Genomic DNA, 5286 nt, shown 5'->3' on the forward strand with positions numbered 1-5286 from the left:
CAATCAAATAATTTCCTGGGAAGAACATCTGGCTTGGTTTGAAAAGGAACAGTCCAATCCATCCTCCGCTTCCCAAATTTTTATACACCAGGCCCGCCCTCTTGGTGTCGTCCGGTTCACAGGTATCGATCAGGAGAATGAAACGTGTAAGTGGGGTTTTTATATCGGAGATAAAGATGCCCCTAAGGGTTCCGGGACCATCATGGGTATATTAGCGCTCGACTTTATTTTCGAAACTTTTCCTATCAGGAAAGTGTGTGCCGAAGTGCTTGATACCAATCAGGTTAGTCTCCGTTATCATGAAAAGCTAGGGTTTAAACAAGAGGGGCGTCTTCTCCAACAGCTAAAAAGAGAGAAGCTGCTCATCGATGTTATCCCAATGGGGTTGTTTAGGTACGAATGGATCAATCAACGTAAAATTCTGGCGGGGAGGCTGTGATATGGAAATAAGAGTTGGAAACAGGAAAATTGGACCTAAGGCTCCCCCTTTTATCATTGCTGAAATGTCGGGTAATCACAATCAGTCTCTTGAACGTGCACTTGCAATTGTTGAAAAAGCTGCTGATGCGGGCGTCCATGCATTGAAAATCCAAACATACACGGCGGAAACGATGACTTTAGATCACAAAGGACAGGATTTTCAAATTTCCGATTCCGGAAGTCTATGGAAAGGCAAGAACCTTTATCACTTATATAAAGAAGCCTACACACCTTGGGAGTGGCATGAGGAAATCTTCACTAGATGCCGTGAGCTTGGTGTGATTGGTTTCAGTACACCATTCGACGAATCGTCCGTGGACTTTCTGGAAGGTCTAAATGTTCCTATGTATAAAATCGCATCCTTTGAGAATACGGATTTACCATTAATCCGTAAGGTAGCAAAAACGGGAAAACCTGTGATTATCTCGACAGGAATGGCAACCGCTGGTGAAATATCTGAAATGGTAGAAACCTTTAAGCGAGCGGGAGGGCAAGAGCTTGTGCTGCTTAAATGCACAAGTAGTTATCCCGCCACCCCTGAGTATTCAAATATTTCTACGATTCCTCACATGCGGGACTTATTCCAATGCCAGGTCGGGTTATCTGATCATACGCTCGGGACGGGGGTAGCCGTTGCTAGTGTGGCTCTAGGAGCTACGGTCATTGAAAAACATTTTACATTGGCGAGGAAAGATGGGGGAGTGGATGCCCAATTTTCATTAGAACCATCTGAAATGAGAGCCCTGGTAGAAGAGACAACTCGTGCCTGGCAATCGATTGGACATATACAATATGGACCCACGGATAGCGAAAAAGAATCAGGCAAGTTCCGGAGGTCGTTATACATTACCGAAGACCTGAAGGCAGGCGATTCACTTACAAGAAATAACTTGCGTACTATTCGTCCAGGTTTTGGTTTGCCTCCAAAGTACTACGAGTTGTTACTCGGAAAGAAAGTAAATGCTGATGTGAAAAGAGGGACGCCGATGTCCTGGGATTTTATTGGATAGTAAAGAGGTGAATCTATGAAAGTGCTGGCTATTGTGCAAGCAAGAATGGGATCAACTCGACTCCCAGGAAAAGTTCTCAGGCAAGTAAACGGGAAAGCTTTACTGGAATACCAAATTGAGAGAATGGAGCGGGCAAAGACCATTGATCAATTGATCATTTGTACATCAACTCGGGAGGTTGATGATCCCATTATTGAACTATGCAAAAAAATGAATGTGGATACGTTTCGCGGATCAGAAAATGATGTACTTGGGAGGTTTTATGAAACGAGTTCTTTTTATAAAGGAGAGGTTATTGTGCGTTTGACGGCGGACTGCCCTCTCATTGATCCTGATGTCATCGATAGGGCAATCTCCTTCTTTTTGGATAATTATCCTAAGCTCTTATATGTTTCCAACACGAGAAAGCGAACTTATCCCCGTGGAATGGATACAGAAGTTTTTTCATATCAACTGCTCCAGGACGCTTATATGAATGCTAATATGCCACATGATCTGGAACACGTCACCCCCTTTATGATCAAAAGAATCGACAGCTCTGCTGTGGGGCAAATCGTGTACTCTCGCGATGAAAGTAAGCACCGATGGACAGTAGACACAATAGAGGATTTCACATTAATCGAAAAAATCCTTAGTGAACTGTATCCTTTAAAACCTGAGTTTACTTTGGAAGATGTATTGGCCTTATTAAATAGAAACCAAGCATGGACCCAAATTAATGAAAAAGTGGACCAAAAGGAAGATGGAACTAATTAAATATTATTTGATTAAGAAGCCGAAGCCTAGGCTTATCGGCTTTTTTGTACTGAATGGCAAATTGAAATGAAATAGGGATAGTTGTATAAAAGTGTAATCCTATGACCATTCGGGAAAAGAATGAAAAGATGTTATAGATGATAGAAGAAAAAGCAGCACCGGCAAATTATTTAGAAGGAGGCAAGTGAAAATGGCTGATCAAAACTCAGAAAACCAGGAAGCCCTTAAGAAAATTAAAGATTTGATTAAAGATGAAAAAGTGGCCATGCTGACAACGGTATCCCCTGAGGGCAAACTTATGTCCCGGCCCATGCACACCCAGGAGGTGAAATTGGACAAGGAAGAATTTTGGTTTATTACAGAAAAGGATACAGAAAAATATAGGGATATTGGCCGCAATTCTGCCGTTAACCTGGCCTATTCAGGAAGTTCCTATGTATCGATCAGCGGTACGGCTGAATTCGTTCAGGATGAAGATAAGAAGAAAGAATACTGGAATAAGATTGTCGAAAAAGTGCTGAACGCTTCAGCCGATGACCCGAATGTTATCCTGGTGAAAGTGAAGCCTGAAATCGCTGAATACTGGGAATCCGGCTTGAATGTCAAGACCGTTAAGGAATTTGTGAAAAAGATGGCCAGCAGTAATTCGATAGAAGAAAAAAATGAATTGAAAGACACTGTTCGTTTTGATGAAAAGTCGAGATAGCTTTTTACTGAGTATTTTCTGTGATTTACTTTATAGCTTGTAATCAGGGAAGTGAACACCTTCAAGAGGATAGCACTAGAAAAGATATTCATTTAAAATTATTTAACCCTACCAGAGTTCCTAAGAACTAAGGTGGGGTTTGTTTGTGGTTTTATTTCGCTAATGTTTTGGTGTCGGATTAACAAGCTAATTCCTACTATTTAATGATGAGTAAAGACTTCTTTTTTACATTATTTTGGAAGCTCGATGACAAATTCCTCTTTTACAGGGTTCGATTTGGCATCATCATATTTATAAGCGTTTAAATAAGGTGAATAGGTGTTTACGTAAATCTTATTTTCGTTCGATTTAACATTCAACAATCGCATGTAGCCTTGCCCGCCTTCTGGCCCACTTTGATAATTGGCCATCATCTGATATACCTTCCTATCTGGTTTACCATCGTCATTATCGTCAATTTCATCAATGCGTGTTTCACTGCCATAGTAGTGCCCGCTCAAGGTGGCTACTACGTTTTTATTGGGTTCTATGACCTTCTCAAATAGTTCCTCACCGATCGGGCTGTGTTTTCCTGAAGCTAATAAATAATCGTGAAAACTGAGAAAAGCGATGTGATTAGGATATTTAGCCAACACACGGTTTACCCAGTCGATTTCGTCCTTCGAAATTCCCCAGCCCATGTAAACCATAATATAATCATCCCCGTTCTCGCTGATTAAATCATAATGACCTTGATTATCTTTATATGACCCGCCGTATGATGGCTGCTTCTCAAATCGATGATTTCCAAAGTACTTTGAAAACTGTATATATTTACTGGGACTATTTAAGTCGAGATCATGGTTACCAGCTAAAATTCCAAAAAGAATGCTCGCTTTTTCTAAAACTTTCATGTACATATCAGCGTACTGCCACTGTTCTTCATTATTCCAATCATTTACGATATCGCCGGTATGAAAGACGTAAGGGATGTTAATATAGTTTCTGTTTGCAGCAATCCAATCAACCATATTTTTGTATATATGAGGATAGCTTTTTGAATAATATTGTGTGTCTGACATCCACACGAAAGTGTAATCATAGGACGAATCTTTCTCGATTTTACTGTTAACCGATATGGAAGACGTGGGCGTGTCAGCAGAAGCTATTGTTACCTGGAAAATGATAATCATAAGAAAGCTTGCAATTACGGTGGCGACCAGTGTTTTTTTAAGGATATGCTCCATAGCTGTCCCCCTTTAAAATGTGAATTTTATTAAATCATGTTGATTATTGGTCCATTGAATTTAGTGTAGCTTCGCAAGGAAATTATTATACAGAAGGGAGTAGCTGCAGAGGTTGGTAAAATTTAAAAGTGGTTAGAAAAAAGTCATACCCATCATTTAAACGGGATAAATTTCTCGTTTTCTTTATTCAAAATGTCTTTTTGTGTGTAGATTTAAAGGCATACGCTGACTTCGATGTGAAGAGAAATAGCAACGTTAATGAAGTTGTTCTACAGGTTAAGCGATTCAATACAACATGGTAAGAAACGGTGACGTACTTACATATTTACTTTTGAATTAGGGAATAAATAAAAGTGGGGAAAAGTTACAATTGATTATGAAAGGACATCCAATGGTTGCGTATCCTTACTATTAAAAGGAGCAGAAAGCTATTATAAATACTACCGCAGATAGTTATTTGGAGTAATACTCTTCCTGGTTTATTAAATAAAATGAAAATAACTCAAATAAGAGGTTTAATCACCAATCATTTGAGTTATTGTTATGTATTATGAAATTGTTTAATCTAAAGCACGATACAAGAAAGCACTGAATTCAGCTCTGGTTGCTTCTTCATTAGGTCGGAATGTGTTGTCATCATATCCTGTAGCTATAGAATTGTCAGCTAATGTGTACACATCATCATATGCCCAATGAGAAGATTTGATATCTTTAAAGCTGTAAGACCTGCTTGTGCTGTTTAATTCGAAAGCGCTAGTAATCATGGCTGCTATTTCAGCTCTGGTAATATCTTCATCTGGCTTAAAGGTGTTGTTTCCATAACCAGTTATTATCCCAGCTTTGACTGCAGCGTTTATGTATTCATAGGCCCAGTGAGAGGAAGAAACATCTTTAAATTGGCCGGACGAAGAAGGTTGAAGATCTAGTGACTCGCTCACCATTTTAGCAACTTGTGCTCTGGTAACGTTGGCGGTAGGGCCAAAACTGCCATTGGATAACCCATTGATAATTCCTTCGTCATTCAAATGCTTAATTTCTTTATAAGCCCAGTAATCAGGTGAAACATCGCCGAAGAAATTATCATCTATAAATCTTTTAGCACCCGTAT

6 protein-coding genes are annotated in these 5286 nt (G+C 39.6%); 4 read left to right on the forward strand and 2 right to left on the reverse strand.

The genetic code is table 11. The features are described from left to right. From WAM07_RS17745 to WAM07_RS17760, 4 genes are all read left to right on the forward strand, one after another. Positions 1–439 (forward strand): GNAT family N-acetyltransferase (locus WAM07_RS17745; RefSeq protein WP_422168717.1); only part of this gene is annotated, 439 nt, incomplete at its 5' end. 1 nt (position 440) lies between these two features. Further along, positions 441–1490 carry a pseudaminic acid synthase gene (gene pseI / locus WAM07_RS17750; RefSeq protein WP_422168718.1) on the forward strand — a complete coding sequence of 350 codons (1050 nt, stop codon included), beginning with the start codon at positions 441–443 and terminating at the stop codon, positions 1488–1490. A gap of 15 nt (positions 1491–1505) precedes the next feature. Further along, on the forward strand, positions 1506–2246 hold the full coding sequence (locus tag WAM07_RS17755) for a cytidylyltransferase domain-containing protein (RefSeq protein WP_422168719.1): 741 nt from the start codon (positions 1506–1508) through the stop codon (positions 2244–2246). Positions 2247–2436: 190 nt separating this feature from the next. Next, positions 2437–2952: a pyridoxamine 5'-phosphate oxidase family protein gene (locus tag WAM07_RS17760; protein WP_422168720.1), complete on the forward strand. Its 516-nt coding sequence runs from the start codon at positions 2437–2439 to the stop codon at positions 2950–2952. 230 nt (positions 2953–3182) lie between these two features. Here the strand turns inward: WAM07_RS17760 and WAM07_RS17765 are convergent, their stop codons facing one another. Both WAM07_RS17765 and WAM07_RS17770 read right to left on the reverse strand, forming a co-directional pair. Further along, positions 3183–4178 carry a metallophosphoesterase gene (locus WAM07_RS17765; RefSeq protein WP_422168721.1) on the reverse strand — a complete coding sequence of 332 codons (996 nt, stop codon included), beginning with the start codon at positions 4176–4178 and terminating at the stop codon, positions 3183–3185. Between the two features lie 560 nt (positions 4179–4738). Further along, the coding region (locus WAM07_RS17770) for an S-layer homology domain-containing protein (RefSeq protein WP_422168722.1) at positions 4739–5286 on the reverse strand (548 nt) is incomplete at its 5' end.

The organism is Halobacillus sp., assembly GCF_049282395.1.
In the GTDB taxonomy this organism is placed as follows: domain Bacteria; phylum Bacillota; class Bacilli; order Bacillales; family Halobacillaceae; genus Halobacillus.

Bases quoted from the DNA above. Each gene is read 5' to 3' on its own strand.
- pseI (WP_422168718.1), top strand. From the start codon at position 441: ATGGAAATAAGAGTTGGAAACAGGAAAATTGGACCTAAGGCTCCCCCT.
- WAM07_RS17755 (WP_422168719.1), top strand. From the start codon at position 1,506: ATGAAAGTGCTGGCTATTGTGCAAGCAAGAATGGGATCAACTCGACTC.
- WAM07_RS17760 (WP_422168720.1), top strand. From the start codon at position 2,437: ATGGCTGATCAAAACTCAGAAAACCAGGAAGCCCTTAAGAAAATTAAA.
- WAM07_RS17765 (WP_422168721.1), bottom strand. From the start codon at position 4,178: ATGGAGCATATCCTTAAAAAAACACTGGTCGCCACCGTAATTGCAAGC.